General features: G+C 69.4%; 2 protein-coding genes. Both read left to right on the forward strand.

All coding sequences use genetic code 11. The annotated features are described in order from the left end of the window. The coding region (locus M8859_RS21955) for a thioesterase domain-containing protein (protein WP_249644796.1) at positions 1-1,669 on the forward strand (1,669 nt) is incomplete at its 5' end. A 282-nt stretch (positions 1,670-1,951) separates the two neighbouring features. Beyond that, complete coding sequence (locus M8859_RS21960) at positions 1,952-18,706, forward strand: non-ribosomal peptide synthetase (RefSeq protein ID WP_249644797.1); 16,755 nt, start codon at positions 1,952-1,954, stop codon at positions 18,704-18,706. The last annotated feature ends 97 nt before the right edge of the window (positions 18,707-18,803 follow it).

Genomic DNA, 18,803 nt, shown 5'->3' on the forward strand with positions numbered 1-18,803 from the left:
GCATGTGTCGTTCCTGGCGTTGGATCAGCGGATGACCGGCAGCGCGGCCAGTGTGATCGGACGCGCGATTGCGGGTCTGGATGCGTTCGTGCTGGATTCGCGGCTGCGTCCGGCACCGGTCGGTGTGCCCGGGGAGATCCACGTCGTCGGCGCTCAGCTCTCGCGTGGCTATCTGGGCAGGCCGGGGTTGACCGCGACACGGTTCGTGGCCGATCCGTTCGGTGCGCCGGGTTCGCGGATGTATCGCAGCGGCGATATCGGCCGATGGCGCGTGGACGCCGACACCGCGGCTCTCGAGTACGCCGGGCGTGGTGATCAGCAGGTGCAGTTGCGGGGGTTCCGCATCGAGTTGGGCGAGATCGAGGCGGCGCTGCTGCGGTGCGAGGGCATCGGGCAGGCGGTCGCGTCGGTCCGCTCCGACGACCAGTCCGGACAGCGGCTGATCGGATACGTGGTGGCCGACACCGGCGCGCAGGTCGACCCGGTGCGGGTCCGCGCGGAAGTGGCTGGGTTCTTGACCGGCTACATGGTGCCCGACGCTGTGGTGGTGCTGGACGCGCTGCCGCTGACCCCCAACGGCAAGCTGGACCGTAAAGCGCTGCCTGCCCCGGAGTTCGTCAGCGGGGTCGCCTACCGTGCGCCGCGCACCGCCACCGAACACGCCATCGCCGAGGCGTTCGCCGACCTGCTCGGCGCCGACCGGGTCGGGCTCGACGACGACTTCTTCGCGTTGGGCGGCAACTCGCTGCTCGCGGCACAGGTCGTCGGACGGCTCCGGGACGCCACCGGAGCGACGGTGCGCGTGCAATGGTTCTTCACCGACGCCACCGTCTCGGGTCTGGCCGCGCGCATGGATGCGGGCGACGCCGATGCCAACGCGGCGTTGGAGGTGCTGCTGCCGATCCGTGCGAGCGGTTCGGCGGCCCCGCTGTTCTGCCTGCATCCGATGTACGGCTTGGCCTGGTCGTATGCGGGCCTGGCCCAGTTCCTGCCCGCGGAGCAGCCGATCTTCGGTCTGCAATCGCCCGCGCTGTCGGAGGACGGCGAGCTGCCCGGATCGCTGGACGAGCTGGCCGAGCGCTACCTGTCGGAGATCAGGGCGGTGCAACCGCACGGCCCGTACCGGTTGCTCGGGTGGTCGCTCGGCGGTGTGCTCGCCCACACCATCGCCACCAAGTTGCAGGACGCGGGCGAGCAGGTGGGGTTGCTGGCCATGATGGACAGCCATCCGAACCCGGACATCGTCGGGTTCCGCGCCGCGGTGCGCGGCGCCTTGGCCGAACTCGGCCTCGGTACGGCGGCTGCCGACGCCGATGATGTCTACGAACTCGACGACGAGGCGTTGGCCACACTGCACGCCACGATCCCGGCGGATCTGGTGGCCGTGACGCCACAGCGACTGCGCCGGATCTATCGCAGCGCGGTCCGGTCGGCGGAGCTGATCGCGGCGCACCGGCCGGGAGTATTCCGCGGCACCGTGCAGTACTTCAGCGCGGCCGTCGCCGACCCCGCCGACAAGTTGCGCGCCGCCGCGGCGGACTGGTGGCCATACGTCCACGGCATGGTCGTCGACCGGCCGGTCGAGGTCACGCATGCTCGAATGGCCGCACCGGAAGCGTTGGCGGTGATCGGCCCGCAGCTGGCCGCCCTGCTCGACGTCCGCCGTTGATCGTTCCGGCCGACGCCGTGGCCCGAATCGCGCGTCGGCAGGGAATAATCATCTCCGGCACTCGTCACGCGCGTCCGTTCCGCGGCCCGGTAGTCCACCGGTCGTGGCCGACGGCGCTCGGCGTGCGCCGGCGGTTAGGTAACGATCGGCATGCGCGCGTTCGATGATCATGATGCGGGGGGGCATGGTGACGTGCGTGTGGCGACGACAGACAGGGTGAGGCAGCACGATGGTTCGGGCGGTCGGGCAGCGGTGTGACGAGACTGCGGAAGCGGTGCGCGCATGACCCGCCCAGCCCGTGTGCGCCCGACCCGTACCCGCCGCCCCCGAGTCACCACCCTGCCGCAGTTGATGGCCACGGCCGTCGAGGCCAACCCGAGCGGCGCCGCCTTGGTGTTCGCCGACGCGACCAGCACGCTGGCGCAGCTGAGCTATGCGGAGCTGGATGAACGGTCCACGCGGTTGGCGCGTCTGCTGATCGATCGTGGGGTGGGTCCGGAGGATTTGGTCGCGGTGGGTGTGCCGCGGTCGATCGAGTCGGTGGTGGCGGTGTGGGCGGTGGCCAAGACCGGTGCGGGGTTCGTTCCGGTCGACCCGAACTATCCGGCCGATCGCGTCGAGCACATGATCGCCGACTCGGGCGCGGTCTTCGGGCTGACCGTCGACGAGGTCCGTGGCGACCTGCCGGACCGGGTCGAATGGCTGTCCATAGATACCGTCGAGTGCGCGCGGCGACTCGAGGAGTTCCCCGCCGACCCGGTGACCTACACGGAACGGGTTCGCCCGCTGCGCGGGGAGCATCCCGCCTACGTCATCTACACCTCCGGCTCCACCGGCAAGCCGAAGGGCGTGGTGGTCACACAGGCGGGGTTGGCGAGTTTCTGCGCTGAGCAGTGTGAACGGTATCGGGTGACGAGTGTGTCGCGGACGTTGCATTTCGCTTCGCCGTCGTTCGACGCCTCGGTGCTGGAGTTGTTGCTGGCGTTGGGCGGCGCGGCCACCATGGTCGTCGCGGCCCCTACGGTGTTCGGCGGCGAGGAGTTCGCGTCCCTGGTGCGCAGGGAGGCCGTGACCCACGCGTTCGTGACGCCCGCCGCGCTCGCCTCGGTGGACCCGGCAGGCCTGGACGAGTTGCGCGTGGTGGTGGCCGGTGGCGAAGTGTGCCAGCCGGAATTGGTGCGGCGCTGGGTGCTGCCGGTTTCCGGCGGGCGGACCCGTGAATTCTTCAACGGGTACGGCCCGACCGAGACCACGATCATGACCAATATCAGCGCGCCGCTCGTGCCGGGGGAGCCGGTGACGATCGGCGCGCCGATCCGGGCCGTCACCGAGTACGTGCTGGACGAACGATTGGTCCCCGTGCTCAGCGGTGTGGTCGGCGAGCTGTACATCACCGGTGCGCACCTGGCCCGCGGCTACCACGAACGGCGCGGGCTGACCGCGTCCCGTTTCGTGGCGAACCCGTTCGACGCCCACGGTTCACGGCTCTATCGCACCGGTGACTTGGTGCGGTGGACGCCGAATGGTGAGTTGGAGTATCTGGGTCGCAACGATTTCCAGGTGAAGATTCGTGGTTTCCGGATCGAGCTGGGTGAGATCGATGCGGTGCTGGCCGCGCACGAGACGGTCGATTTCGCGGTCACCGTCGGGCATCAGCTCGACAGCGGCGCCACCATTCTCGTCGCCTACGTGCACGCCGCGCCCGGCATGGTCGCCGACGCGGCCGAACTGGCCGCTTTCGCCGAGCAGAGCCTGCCCGCGCACATGGTGCCGACGGTTGTCATGGTGCTGGAGGAGATCCCGCTGACCCCGGTGGGCAAGCTGGACCGCGGGGCCCTGCCCGCGCCGCGGTTGCAAACCAAGGTGTTCCGCGCGCCCGTCGGTCCCCTGGAAGAGCTCGTCAGCGAGGTATTCGCCGAACTGCTCGGCCCGGGTGCGCCGGTCGGCGCGGACGACGATTTCTTCGAACTGGGCGGCAATTCGCTGATCGCCACGCAAGCCGCGGCCCGTTTGGGCGCCGCCATCGCGGCGCGGGTGCCCGCGCGGCTGATCTTCGAGAGCCCTACCGTCGCCGCGATGGCCGCGCGGCTGGAGCCGATGAAGGGCGCGGGGGACCGGCGGGCGTTGGTGGCGGTGGAGCGTCCGGAGCGGGTGCCGTTGTCGTTGGCGCAGCGGCGGATGTGGTTTTTGAATCAGTTCGATACTGGTTCGGCGGCGAACAATATTCCGTTCGCGGTGCGGTTGTCGGGTGTGTTGGATGTGGCGGCGTTGCAGGCGGCGGTCGCGGATGTGGTGGAGCGTCATGAGACGTTGCGGACGGTGTATCCGGCGGTGGACGGGACCGGGTACCAGGTCGTCGTGCCCGTGGCCCGAGCCGTCCCCGACCTCGCGCCCAAGCCCGTCGCCGAGCACGAACTGCTGGACTGGCTGCGTGGCTTCGCGCTGACCGGTTTCGATGTCGCGGCGGAAGTGCCGCTACGCATCGCTCTGGCCGAGATCGCCCCCGACGATCACGTGGTCGTCGTCGTGGTGCATCACATCGCCGCCGACGGCGCATCGGTCGCGCCGTTACTGCGGGATCTGCTCGGCGCGTTCCTCTCCCGGCGCAACGGGGCCAGACCGTCCTGGGAGCCGCTGCCGGTGCAGTACGCCGACTACACGCTGTGGCAGCGGGCGATGCTCGGCGACGAGGACGATCCGGATTCGGTGGCCGCCGCGCAGATCGCCTACTGGCGTCGTGCCTTGGCGGACATCCCGGACCGGATCGACCTACCCTCCGACCGGCCGCGCCCACCTGTCGCCTCCGGCCGGGGCGCGGAGTACACCTTCGCGGTGGACGCCTCGGTGCACCAGGGTCTGGCCGCACTGGCGCACAGTGCGGGCGCCTCGGAATTCATGGTGGTGCACAGCGCGCTTGCGCTGCTGCTCGCCCGGCTTACGGGCACCTACGACATCACCATCGGCACGCCCGTGGCGGGCCGTGGCGAGCGGGAGCTCGACGCGCTGATCGGTATGTTCGTCAACACGCTGGTGCTGCGCTCCCGGATCGACCTCGGCGCGTCGTTCCGTGCGCTGCTTGCCCAGACGAAAGAAACGGATCTGGGTGCGTTCTCGCATGCCGACTTGCCGTTCGAGCGGCTGGTCGAGGTGCTGGACCCGGTGCGCTCGCAGGCGCATCATCCGCTGTTCCAGGTGGCGCTGTTCTTCCAGAACATGAGCAGGCCCGAGGTGGTCCTGCCCGGCTTGTCCGCCCGGGTGCTCGAGCTGGACGGCGCGATCGCGAAATTCGACCTGCAACTGACCGTGGTGCCCGACGCCGAGGGCGAGCCGACGGGCTTCACGGCGATGTTCACCTACGCCACCGACCTGTTCGACGAGCGGACGATCGCGGAGTTCGCCTGGCGGTTGGAGCGGCTGTTGGCCGCCGCCGTCGCCGAACCCGACCGGCCGATCGGGACGATCGATCTGCTCGCTCCCATAGAGCGCGAACGCATCCTGCTCGAGTGGAACGACACCCGGTATCCGGTGCCCGCCGAGTTGCTGCTGGACGGTTACCGGCGTGCGGCGCAGGCGTACGCCGATGAGGTCGCGATCGTTTACGAGGGTGTCGAGCTGTCGTATCGGGCGTTCGATGCGCGGGTGAATCGTTTAGCGCGGTTGTTGATTTCGCAGGGTGTGGGTGCGGAGTCGTTGGTGGGTTTGGCGGTTCGGCGGTCGTTGGATCTTGTGGTGGGGATGTATGCGATCGTGGCGGCGGGTGGGGCGTATGTGCCGTTGGATCCGGATCATCCGGCCGAACGCATCGCGCACATCCTCGAGACGGCGCAACCGATCTGTGTGCTCACGACCTCCGCCGACGCGGTCGACGTGCCCGAAGGCACCGCGGTACTGCTGCTGGACGCCCTGGATCCGAACCGTTTCGACGACGCCGCGGTCCGTGCCGAGGAGTTGGTGCGCCCGGTGCTGCCGCACCATCCGGCGTACGTGATCTTCACGTCCGGGTCGACCGGCAGGCCGAAGGGCGTCGCGATCTCGCACTTCGCGATCCAGAACCAGGTCAGCTGGATGCTCGCGGCGTATCCGCTCGATGCCGACGACGTGTACTTGCAGAAGACGGCGACGACGTTCGATGTCTCGCTGTGGGGATACTTCATGCCGTTGCGGGCGGGGGCGAAACTGGTCGTCGCCACGCACGACGGCCATCGGGATCCGGTGTACGTCGCGGATACCATCGCCGCGCAGGGCGTGACGGTAACGGATTTCGTGCCGTCCATGCTGACGGTCTTCGCCGCGCACACCGCCCCCGGTTCGTGTCCCACCCTGCGCGACATCTTCGTGATCGGCGAGGCGCTGCCGCCGGAGACCGTCGCCGCTGTGCAGGCGGTGACCGACGCGGCTGTGCACAACCTGTACGGCCCGACCGAGGCGGCCGTGTCGGTGACCTACTGGCCCGCGACCGCCGCTGACGAGCGTTCCGTGCCGATCGGCGTGCCGCAGTGGAACACCCAGGTGTACGTGCTGGATTCGCGTCTGCAACCGGTGCCCGCGGGTGTTCCGGGCGAGCTCTATCTCGCCGGTGATCAGCTGGCCCGTGGATATGTGCGTCGTCCCGATCTCACCGCGGACCGCTTCGTGGCCAACCCGTTCGGTATCGGCGAGCGGATGTATCGCACCGGTGACCTGGTGGCCTGGCGCGCCCCGACCGAAATACTGCCGCATCGGCTCGACTATCTCGGCCGGACCGACTTCCAGGTGAAGTTTCGTGGTCAGCGGATCGAGCTGGGTGAGATCGAGACGGCGCTGCTGGCTCAACCGTCCGTGAGCCAGGCCGTGGCTCTCGTCGCGCCGTCCGCGCTGGGCGACCAGCTCGTCGCCTACGTCGTGCCCGCACCGGGACGAACGAGCGAACAGGCCGAATTGCTCGCGGCGATCGGTGAAACGCTGCCCGCCTATATGGTTCCGGCCACGATTGTCGCGCTGGACGCGTTTCCCCTGAACCCCAGTGGCAAGCTGGATCGTAAGGCGCTGCCGGAGCCCACCTTCGAGGCCAAGCATTTCCGTGCGCCCGTGACCGCGATCGAGGAGATCGTGGCCGGGGTGTTCGGTGAAGTGCTCGGTGCGGGGCGGGTCGGCGCGGACGACGATTTCTTCGCGCTCGGCGGAAACTCGTTGGTCGCCACCCAGGTCGTGGCGCGGGTCGGTGCGGCGGTCGGTGCGCGGGTACCGGTGCGGACACTGTTCGAGTCGCCGACCGTCGCGGCGTTGGCGGCGGCGATCGAATCGGATACGCATGGTGAGCGCGCTGTAGAGCTCGGCGGTATCGCGCGGCCGGAACGTCTGCCGTTGTCGCCGGCGCAGCAGCGTATGTGGTTCCTCAACCGCTTCGACCATGCGGACAACCCTGCCGCGGCCACCGCTTCGGCGGCCTACAACCTGCCGTTCGCGTTGCGGTTGACCGGCGAGCTGGACGTGGCCGCGCTTGGGGCGGCGCTGAACGATGTCGTCGCGCGGCACGAGGTGCTGCGCACGGTCTATCCGGAGACGCCGGACGGTCCGGTGCAGGTGGTGTTGCCCGCCGCGCAGGTGGCGCTGGACGTGGCCGTGCATCCGATCGGTGCGGCCGACATCGCAGGCGAGGTGTACGAACTCGCCTCGGCTCCCTTCGATGTGACCGCCGAAGTGCCCGTACGAGTGCGATTGCTACAGGCCGCGCCGTCGGAGTTCGTGCTGGTGGTTGTGGTGCATCATATCGCGGCTGATGCGTCGTCGATGGGTCCGTTGGTGCGGGATGTGATGATCGCCTATGCGGCGCGCACTGCGGGTGACGTGCCGGGGTGGTCGCCGTTGGGTGTGCAGTACGCGGATTACGCGTTGTGGCAGCGGGCGGTGTTGGGGGAGGAATCGGACCCGGAATCCATCGCCGCCCAGCAGATCAGATTCTGGCGGGAGCAGCTTGCCGGGTTGCCGGATTTGTTGGAGTTGCCCGCGGATCGGCCGCGTCCTGTGGTGGCGTCGTTGGCTGGTGCGCGGGTGGATGTTGCGGTTGATGCGGCGACGCATGCGGGTCTGGTGGAGTTGGCGCGTGCGCATGGTGCGACGTTGTTCATGGTGGTGCATGCGGCGTTTGCGGTGTTGTTGGCTCGGTTGTCGGGTAGTTCGGATGTCGCTGTCGGTAGTCCGGTGGCGGGTCGTGGTGAGCGTGAGTTGGATGATTTGATCGGTATGTTTGTCAATACCGTGGTGTTCCGGTCGCGGGTTGATGGTGGTGAGTCGTTCGCGGGTTTGCTTGCGCGTCAGCGTGAGTGGGATTTGGCGGCGTTCGCGCATGCGGATGTGCCGTTCGAGCGGTTGGTGGAGGTGTTGAATCCGCCGCGGTCGACGGCGCGTCATCCGTTGTTCCAGGTGGGGTTGTCGTTTCAGAATGTCGGGCGTGCGGTGTTGGAGTTGCCGGGTTTGTCGGTGGCTGGTGTGGATGCGGATTTGGATGTGTCGCAGTTCGAGCTGCATTTGATTGTTGGTGATGGGTATGAGGAGTCGGGTGCGGCTGCGGGTATTGGTGGGTTTTTGACGTATGCGACGGATTTGTTCGATCGGGCGACGGTGGAGGGTTTCGCGGCGCGGCTCTCGCGGATCCTCGCGGCTGTGGTCGCGGATGCGAACGTCGCGGTCGGCGATATCGACATCCTCGCCGACACCGAGCGCACCGACGTGCTCACCGTATGGAACGACACGACCCACCCGGTGGAACCCGCCGCGACGCTGGGATCGTTGTTGCGCCGGGCCGTCGCGGCGGCGCCGGCAGCGGTCGCGCTGGTCGCCGACCTGCCCGATGGTGCACGCGCCGAACTGACCTACGCAGAGCTGGCTGCCCGGGTCAACCGCCTCGCCCGCTACCTGGTCTCGGTGGGCGTCGGCCCCGAATCCCGGGTCGCGCTCGCTTTCCGCCGATCGGTCGATCTGGTCGTGGCGATGTACGCGGTGGCCGAGGCCGGTGGTGCGTATGTGCCGGTGGATCCGGATCAGGCTGCCGAGCGCACGAGCTACATCCTGGCGACGGCCGCTCCGGTGTGTGTGTTGAGCAACGCGGAGGCGGAGTTCGACACCGACGTCGCGCCGGTGGTGCGGCTGGAGGACTTGGAACTGACCGCGGTCGCGAGCGCGCCGCTCACCGCATCCGAGCGGGTCGTACCGCTGCGGCCGGAGAACACGGCATACGTCATCTTCACCTCGGGATCGACTGGCCGCCCGAAAGGCGTCGCGGTGCCGCACGCGGCCATCGTGAACCAGTTGCTGTGGAAAGTAGCCGAATTCGAGCTGACCGAGGACGACTCGGTGCTGCTGAAGACGGCGGCGACGTTCGACTTGTCGGTGTGGGAGTTCTGGTCGGCGGCGGTGTGTGGTGGCCGGCTGGTGATCGCCGCCCCGGAGGGCCACCAGGATCCCGCGTATCTGAACGACCTGATGGCGCGGGAGTCGGTCACCACACTGCATGTGGTGCCGTCGATGCTCGACGCGCTACTGGTACACCGAGCAACCGCGGAGGCGGTGAATTGGTCGCCACGGCGGGTGTTGGCGATCGGTGAGGCGTTGCCGGGTTCGGTGGCGCAGCGGTTCCTGCGGGAGAACCCGCGTACTGAGTTGTTCAACTTGTATGGTCCGACCGAGGCGGCGGTGTCGATCACCAGTCATCGGGTGAGCCGTGCTGATGAGGTGTCGGTGTCGATCGGTGCGCCGGAGTGGAACAGTCAGGTGTATGTCCTGGATGCGCGTTTGCGGCCGGTGCCGGTGGGTGTGTCGGGTGAGTTGTATTTGGCGGGTGCGCAGTTGGCGCGCGGGTACTTCGGTCGGGCGGATTTGTCGGCGGATCGGTTTGTGGCGAATCCGTTCCAGCCTGGAGCGCGGATGTATCGCACGGGTGACTTGGTCGCCTGGAACGGTAGTGGTGAGCTCGAGTATCGGGGTCGTACGGATTTCCAGGTGAAGATTCGTGGTTTCCGTATCGAGTTGGGTGAGATCGAAGCCGCACTGTTGGCGCTGCCCGAAATCGCGCAGACAGCGGTGATCGCGAAGTCGGATCCGAAGACCGGTGACCGCCTGGTGGCCTACCTCGTGCCGAGCGATGCCGATGCCGATGCCGGTGCCGGTGTGGATGTGGGGCGGGTGAGGTCGGAACTGTCGGCGGGTTTGCCGTCGTACATGGTGCCGTCGGTGTTCGTGGTTTTGGATGCTTTGCCGTTGAATGTGAACGGCAAGTTGGATCGTAAGGCGTTGCCGGAGCCGGAGTTCGAGGTTCAAGCGTTCCGTGCGGCCTCGACGCCGATCGAGGAGATCGTGGCGCGGGTGTTCGGCGAGGTGCTGGGTGTCGAGCGTGTCGGTGCGGATGATGATTTCTTCGCTTTGGGTGGTAACTCGTTGTTGGCGACGCAGGTCGCGGCGCGTATCGGCGCGGCGCTGGATGCGCGTGTTCCGGTGCGGGTGCTGTTCGAAGCCTCCACCGTCGCCGGGCTGGCGATCAAGGCCGAACGAGGCGCAGGCCGCGAGCGCACGCCGCTGGTCGCCGGGCCGCGCCCCGACCACATCCCCCTGTCGTTCGCGCAGCAGCGCATGTGGTTCCTCAACCAGTTCGACACCTCGGCCTCGGTCTACACCATCCCCGCGGCGATCCGCCTGTCCGGCGACCTGGACGTGGCCGCATTGCAGCAGGCCGTCGCCGACATCGTGGCGCGACACGAGATCCTGCGCACGATCTACCCGCAGACGCCGGACGGCCCGGTGCAGCGGATCCTCGCGCCGCACGAAGTGCCGGTGGAGCTGGCTCCCGCGCAGATCGGCGACGAGCACGTCGCGGGCGAAGTGCAGCGGGTCGTCGCGTCCGGCTTCGACGTGACCACCGAGGTGCCGTTCCGCACAAAGCTGTTCCAGCTAGAGGGCCCCGAGTACGTACTGGTTTTCGTCGCGCACCACATCAGCGCCGACGGCTGGTCGATGGGCCCGCTGACCAGGGACCTGATGCTGGCCTACGTGGCGCGCAGCGGAGGACGGGAGCCGTCCTGGGCGGCGCTGCCCGTCCAGTACGCCGATTACGCGCTGTGGCAGCGCGAGGTGCTCGGCGCCGACGACGATCCCGAGTCACTCGCGGGCACACAATTGGCCTACTGGACGGCCGAACTCGCAGACCTGCCCGACGAGCTGAACCTGCCCGCGGACCGCCCGCGCCCGTCCGCCCAGTCCTTCGTGGGCGGCAAGACCGGTTTCGTCGTCGACGCCGACGTGCACGCCGCGCTGGCGGGTCTCGCGCGGCAGCACAACGCCACGTTGTTCATGGTCGTGCACACCGCGTTCGCCGTGTTCCTGTCCCGTTTGTCGGGCGCCGACGACATCGCCATCGGCACGCCCGTCGCGGGCCGCGGCGAAGCCGAAATCGACGACCTGGTCGGCATGTTCGTCAACACATTGGTACTGCGCACCCGAGTCGCGCCCGGTCTCGGCTTCACCGAACTGCTTACCGCCACCCGGGAAACCGATCTGCGCGCCTTCGCCAACGCCGACATCCCGTTCGAGCGGCTGGTCGATGCGCTCGGCCCCGAGCGCTCGGCAGGCCGCCATCCGCTGTTCCAGGTGGCGTTGTCGTTCGAGAATCTAGCCGCCACCAGCTTCCGACTACCCGGCCTGAGTTTCACCGCCCTCGACCCGGCCGCCGACACCGCGAAGTTCGATCTGCTGCTGACCATGCGCGAGCAGCGCACCGAGTCCGGCGCGGAAGCCGGTCTCGCCGCCGAGTTCACCTACGCCCGCGACCTGTTCGACGAGCAGACCGTGGTCGAGTTCGGCCGCAGGTTCCGTCGCGTCCTGGCCGCCGTGGTCCGGCATCCCGCCACCGCCGTCGGTGATCTGGAGATCCTGGACGACTCCGAGCGCGCCGACCTGATCGCCCGTGCCGGCGCACCGGCCCTGCCGCCGCGCACGCTACCGGAGCTGATGGCCGCCGCCGTCGCCGCGAACCCGGCCGGAATCGCCGTGGTCGCCGACGGCCGCACCTTCAGTTACGCCGAACTGGACGCGGCCTCCGCGCAATTGGCGCGCGCCCTGATCGACCGCGGCGCGGGACCGGACGTGCTGGTCGCCATCGCGATCCGTCGTTCGGTGGAATCCGTGCTGGCGCTGTGGGCGGTGGCCAAGACCGGTGCGGCCTTCGTCCCGGTCGACCCGACCTATCCTGCCGACCGCATCGCCCACATGGTCGCGGATTCCGGAGTGACCCTCGGCGTGACGCTCACCGCCGAGCTGGGCAACCTGCCCGTCCTCACCGGTGGCGCCTGGGTCGCGTTGGACGACCAGGACTTCACCCTGGACGTCGCCGTGCGCTCGGACCAGCCGCTGCGACCCGGCGAACTGCGCGGGACATTGCGTGCGGGCAACGCCGCGTACGTCATCTACACCTCCGGCTCCACGGGAACGCCCAAGGGCGTCGTGGTCACCCACGCAGGCCTGGCGAACTTCAGCGCCGAACAGGTGGAGCGTTACCGGCTCGACCGATCGACGCGGGCCTTGGCGTTCGCCTCGCCATCGTTCGACGCATCGATGCTGGAACTGCTACTCGCGCTCGGTTCGGCGGGTGGGCTGGTGGTGGCGCCGCCACTGACCTTCGGCGGTGAAGAACTGGCCGAGCTGATCCGCGTCGAGGGCGTCACGCACGCCTTCCTCACTCCATCCGTGCTCGCCTCGCTCGACCCGGACGCGCTGTCGGGGATGCGGGCCATCGTGGCGGGCGGCGAAGCGGTGCCCGTCGATCTGGCGGCCGAGTGGACGGGTGCGCCGGAGCGCGCCTTCCACAACGGTTACGGGCCGACCGAGACCACCATCATGACCAATATCAGCGACCCGCTACAGCCCGGCGAACCGGTCACGATCGGCGGTCCCATCCGCGGCATGCGGTCGCTGGTGCTCGACAGCAGGCTGCGTCCGGTGCCGGAAGGCGTCACGGGCGAACTGTATCTGGGCGGCATCCAGCTGGCGCGCGGCTACCACGCCCGGCCCGGTCTCACCGCCGCTCGGTTCGTGGCCGACCCGTACGCCGCGCCGGGCGAGCGCCTGTACCGCACGGGCGACCTGGTGCGCTGGCGTCGGTCCGGTGCTGCTCCGGTTCTGGAGTACGTGGGCCGCAACGACTTCCAGGTGAAAGTGCGCGGCTTCCGCATCGAACTCGGCGAGATCGACGCCGCGCTCGCGGCTCAGCCCGAAGTCGGCTTCGCCGTCACGCTGGGACGCGAAAGCCGTTCCGGTGCGACGATGCTCGTCTCCTATGTGCTGCCTGCCAAGGGCGCCAGCGTCGACCCGGCCGCGCTGACCGAGCGGATCGGGCGCGCGCTGCCGGAGTATATGGTGCCGACGGCGATCGTCGTGCTCGACGCGATCCCGCTGACGCCGGTGGGCAAGCTGGACCGCAAGGCGCTGCCCGAGCCGGAAATGGACGCCCGCGCCTACCGTGCGCCGCGGACCCCGGCCGAACTGGTGATCGCCGAGGTGATCGGCGCGGTGCTCGGCGTCGACCAAGTCGGCCTGGACGACGACTTCTTCGCCCTCGGCGGCGACAGCATCATGTCCATTCAGGTGGTCTCGCGCTCGCGCGCCCGCGGCGTCATTTTCTCCCCGCGTGACGTCTTCGAATGCCGTACGGTGGCCGCTTTGGCCCGCGCGGCCGCGGTAGAGGGCGGATCCGGCGACGAGGCGGGCGAACTACCGCTCACGCCCAACGCGGCCCGGACGGTGGACGAGGGCATCGAGGTGCGGGCCATCGCCCTCGACGTTCCCGAGACCTGCTCCGTCGACACGGTGCGCGCCGCGGTGGCCGCCGTGCTCGACCAGCACCCGATGTTGTGGGTGCGGGTGCGCAACGACGACAAGGGCAGGCCCGTGTTGCGCATCCCGGCTGCCGCCGAGCGCACCGGTGAGGCGTTCCGCCGGCTGGATCCGCAGCGCGGCGAGACCTCGCTGCCCATCGACGACGTGGTGCAGGCGGCCGCGGCCGCGCTGGATCCCGAAGAGGGCCGCAACATCTACTTCGTGCTCACCGGCGATCCCGGAGCCCGCTCGACGCTCATCGTCGTGGCCAGCAGCCTCGTGGTCGACGACGTCTCCTGGCGGACCGTCGTCGACCAGCTCAGCGCGCGATGGAACCGGGCGCGCCATGCCGCGCCCGCGACCCCGGAAACCGGCCTCGGCACGCTCATCCGTGCGCTGTCGGCCAAGGCGCACGATCCGGCCACCCTCGCCGAAATGGATTGGTGGCGACGGGCGCTCGGCACCGTCCCGGAGGGCGCGGGAACCGATGGACGTGATCTGCGCGCCCGCAGCCGGGTATCGCTGACCATCACGGCGGAGGGCGCGGCGGCCGTCGCCGCTGCCGCCGAGGCTTACCACGCCGGGGTGGACGACATCCTGCTCACCGCGCTGGCGCTGGCCCTGCAGACCTCGGCGGGGGAGACCGTCACGCGCGCGATCGGTTCGGTCGTCCGGCTGCCCGCCGACGGTCGGACGGCCACCCATGCCGACGCCCAGAGCATGGTGGGCGGCTTCCTCACCGAGTATCCGCTTCCACTGCGGCTGACCAGGATCGACCTCGATGACGCCCTGATCGGCGGCCCGGCGGCGGGCACGGCGATAGCGCAGATCAAGGAGCTGCGGCGGTCGGTGCCCTCGCGCGGTGTCGGCTACGGCCTGTTGCGCCACCTCGATGCCGAGACCGCCGCCGAACTGCGCGGCCTCGGCCACGGCCGGTTCGCGCTGCGCTACCGGGATCTGCGCCCGGCGCGGGTGCACACCGACATCCCCTCCGACGAGCTGCTGCTGGTGCTGACCGTCGACGCCACCGACGACGGCCTGCTGGCCCGATTCGACTTCGCCTCCGCCGCGTTCCGCGGCGAGGACGCGAAAACCTTCGCCGAGCACTGGATTCGCGCCCTGGGCGGCCTCGCCGAACACGGCCTGCGTCCGGACGCGGGCGGCTACACCCCGTCGGACTTCCCGCTGGTGCGGCTGAAGCAGCCCGATATCGATCGCTTCGCCCGCGCCTACCCGGACCTGTCCGACGCCTGGCCGCTCACCCCGCTGCAATCGGGCATGCTGTTCCACGCCCTGCTCGCCGAGAATTCGGTGGACGTCTACACCACCCAATTCGTGCTCGATCTCGGCGGCGCGGTGGACCCCCGCCGGATGCGGGCCGCCGCGCAGGCCGTGCTGGACCGGCACGACAACCTGCGCGTCGCCTTCGCCGACGACAGCGAGGGCAATCCCGTGCAGATCGTGCAGGATTCGCTCGAGGCGCCGTGGCGGCTGATCGACCTGTGCCAGCTGGAACCGGCCGCGGCCGCGGCCGAGGTAGAGCGGATCAAGGCGGCCGACCTGGCCGAGCACTTCGACATGCGGACCGCGCCGCTGCTGCGGTTCGCGCTCATCCGTTCCGCCGCCGCCCGGTACCACCTGCTCGTGACCAGCCACCACATCCTCATCGACGGCTGGTCCATGCCGCTGTTGATGAAGGACCTGCTCACCCTGTACGCGTTGGGCGCCAACTCCCGGCACCTACCCGCGGTGCCGTCCTACCGCGACTACTTGGCGTGGCTGGTGGCGCAGGACGCGGAGGCGGCCCGCGCCGCGTGGCGCGCCGCGCTGGCCGGTATCACCGAACCGACGCCGCTGGCTCCGGTCGATCCCGGCCGCGAGATCTCCGCAGGCGTCGGCGAGGTGGGGTTCGAGTGGTCCCCTGCCGACACCACCGCGCTGACCAGGCTCGCGTCGGGTCTCGGCGTCACGGTGAACACCGTTGTGCAGGCGGCCTGGGGTCTGCTGATCGGCCGCACCGTCGACCGCGACGACGTGGTCTTCGGCGCCACCGTATCGGGTCGCCCACCCCAGCTGGACGGCGTCGAGTCGATGGTCGGCCTGTTCCTGAACGCGATCCCCGTGCGGGTGCGGCTCGATCCGACCGGCACCCTGGGCGGGCTGCTGCGCCAGTTGCAGGCCGAGCAGGCCGCACTGCTGGAGCACCACTATCTGGGACTGAGCGACATCCAGGAAGCTGTTGGCGTGGAGGGCCTGTTCGACTCGCTCGTCGTGTTCGAGTCGTTCCCGGTGGACCGGGAGGGCCTGGACCAGGCCGGCGCCATCGACGGAATGAACGTCATCGGTGTCGGCGCGGCCAACGGCACCCATTACCCGTTCACGGTGATGGTGGTGCTGGACAGTCAGCTGCGGGTCTCGGTGAAGTACCTGCGCGACCTGACCGGAGAACCGGCTGCGACGGCGCTCGCGCAGCGGCTCTCGATGCTGATCGGTCGCTTCATGACCACCCCGCAGGCGCGCGTCGGCGACATCGACGCGCTGCTGGACGACGAGCGCGCCGAGCTGGCCGCGCGCAACGCCACCGACGTGCCGGAACTGCTCGACGAGGCGACGCTGCTGTCGCTGTTCGACGCGCAAGTGGCGCGCACGCCGGACGCGCTGGCGGTGCGCTTCGGCGACACCACGCTCAGCTACGCCGAACTCGACTCGCGCGTCCGGTCCCTGGCCGTCGAGCTGATGGGGTGGGGCGTCGGCCCGGAGACGCTGGTCGCCGTGGCCATGCGGCGCGGCATCGACCTCGTCGTCGCGATCTACGCGGTGTTGCGCGCCGGTGGCGGCTATGTCCCGATCGATCCGGACCATCCGGCCGAGCGCAGCGAGTACGTCCTCGACAGCGCCGCGCCGATCTGCGTCCTGACCACCACCGCGGACGCCTTCGACACCGCGACCGGTGTCCCGGTGGTCGCGGTCGATACGCTGTACCTGCCTCCCTACCAGGGCCTTCGGCCCCAGGATCACGTTTATCCGGACACCGTCGCCTACGTCGTCTACACCTCGGGCTCGACCGGTCGCCCCAAAGGCGTGATGATCACGCACCGGCAGATGGTCAACCAGTTCCGCTGGGCGCAGTCGGCCTACCCGCACGACGGCGGTGACGTGGTGCTGCACAAGACGCCGATCACCTTCGACATCTCCACCTGGGAGCTGTTGTGGCCACTGCAAACCGGTGCGTCGATCGTGATCGCCGAGCCCGACGGACATCGCGATCCGGCCTACCTGGCTCGACTCATCGTCGACAACGCCATCACCACGGTGCATTTCGTGCCGTCGATGCTGGAGGCGTTCCTCGACCCGGTCGCCGACCCCACCGCGCGGTACCCGTCGCTGCGGCGGGTGTTCGCCGCGGGGGAAGCGTTGTCCGGGGAGACCGCGGCGGCCTTCGCCGCCACCGCACCCGGCGCCGCGCTGGTCAACTGGTACGGACCCGCCGAGGCCACCGTGGTCACCGATCACCCGGTGCGCGACACCGCGGCGGCGGCGGTACCGATCGGCGTTCCGGTGGCCAACACCCGCGTGCACGTGCTCGACCGGCAGCTGCGCCCGGTGCCGCCGGGCGCGGCGGGCGAACTGTACGTCGCCGGAGTGCAGTTGGCCCGCGGCTATCTCGGCGCCGCGGCCCTCACCGCCGAGCGATTCGTCGCCCATGCCGGCGGCGCCCGGCTCTACCGCACCGGTGACATCGTGCGCTGGCGCAACGGAGCGCTGGAATACCTGGGCCGCAGTGACTTCCAGGTCAAGCTGCGCGGCCAGCGGGTGGAACTCGGAGAGATCGAGGCCGTGCTCGCGCGCCATGCCCAGATCCGGCAAGCGGCGGTCTCGGTGGTGCGCAGCGCCACCGGGGACCGGCTGGTCGCCTATGTGGTCGCCGCGCCGGGAGTGACCGTCGACGAGGCTGCCCTGCTGCTGCACGCCCGCGCCGCGCTGCCGTCCTACATGGTGCCCTCGGCTGTTGTCGCGCTCACCGAACTGCCGCTCAACGCCAGCGGCAAACTCGACCGCAAGGCGCTGCCGGCACCGCGACCGGCCGCGCGTCCGTACCGCGCGCCGGGCACGCCGTTGGAGCGGACCGTGCTGGAGGTGTTCGACGAGGTGCTCGAGCTCGGTGCCGGACAACGGGTCGGCATGGACGACGACTTCTTCGACCTGGGTGGCAACTCGCTGGTCGCCACCCGCGCGGTGAGCAGGTTGCGCACGCTCACCGGCGCCCAGGTGCGGGTGCAGTGGTTCTTCACCGATCCCACCCCGGCGGCGCTGGCGGCCCGGATCCTCGCCGCGCTGGCCGACGACCACGACTACGACCAGGACTCGAACGCGGCGCTCGGTGTGCTGCTGCCGATCCGGACCATGGTGCCGCACGACGTCGCCGCCGCGGGGCCGCTGTTCTGCCTGCATCCGATGTATGGATTGTCCTGGTGCTACGCAGGCCTCGCGCGCTATGTGCCCGCGAGCACCCCGATCTTCGGCCTGCAGTCGCCCGCGTTGACCGAAGAGGGCTACCTGCCGCGGTCGTTGACCGAGATGGCGCACCGCTACGTGGCCGAGATCCGCGCGGTGCAGCCGCACGGGCCTTACCGGCTGCTCGGCTGGTCGCTCGGCGGTGTGCTGGCGCACGCGGTGGCGACCGCGTTGCAGGCCGCGGGTGAGGACATCGGCCTGCTCGCCATGCTCGACAGTCACCCGGACATCGACGTCACGGATTTCCGGGCGGCGATCCGCGAGGCGCTGGCCGAACTCGGTATCGGCGCGGACGCCCTGCTGCCCGGCGACGGTGACATCCACGATCTGAGCGAGGACGCTCTCGCCGCGCTGCACGCCACCATCCCCCCGGACATGGCGGTGCTCACTCCCGACCGGGTCCGCCGGATCTACCGCAGCGCGGTGCGCTCGGCCGAGTTGATCGCCGAGCACCGCCCGGACGTTTTCCGTGGACGATTGGACTACTTCAGCGCGGCCGGTCACGACACCGCGGCCGCGGGCTGGCAACCCTACGTCGAGGGCCGGGTCGACGATCATCCCGTCGGCGTCCCGCACGACCAGATGACTTCGCCGGAAGCGCTGGCGCAGATCGGGCCGCGATTGTCCGAACTGCTGGATCCCCCCGGCTGGGAAATGACACGGAACCCGGGGCGGTCATGATCGACCCGCGACCGTTCCGGCATGATAGGGCAACGGTGCGGTAACGAAGTCCTCTGTTGTGACGACTACATAGGCCGTATGGTCGGGCGTGGTGTCC

The organism is Nocardia sputi, from assembly GCF_023501985.1.

Bases quoted from the DNA above. Each gene is read 5' to 3' on its own strand.
- M8859_RS21960 (WP_249644797.1), top strand. From the start codon at position 1,952: ATGACCCGCCCAGCCCGTGTGCGCCCGACCCGTACCCGCCGCCCCCGA.